The 275-nt window shown below is 70.5% G+C and carries 1 pseudogene; it reads left to right on the plus strand.

Features of this window, described 5'->3' with window-relative positions:
- Nucleotides 1-275 (plus strand): annotated as a pseudogene (locus AC4FS3_RS29175) (cobyric acid synthase); the annotation flags it as partial.

Raw genomic sequence — 275 nt, forward strand, 5'->3', positions numbered from 1 at the left:
CGCCGGCCTCGACATCGACATCGCCGCCCATGTGCGGCGCGGCGGCCATGTGCTGGGCATTTGCGGCGGCTACCAGATGCTTGGCCGCAGCATCAGCGATCCGGCGGGGCTGGAAGGCGCCGCAGGAACCGTTCCCGGGCTTGGCCTGCTCGATGTGGACACGGTGCTTGCCGGCGACAAGACCTTGCGCGAAACCTCAGGCCGCAGCGCCGACGGCGCCGCCTTCCAGGGCTATGAGATGCATGTGGGCGTAACCACCGGGCCGGGCCTCGCCC

Source organism: Pseudogemmobacter sp. TB195, from assembly GCF_058313095.1.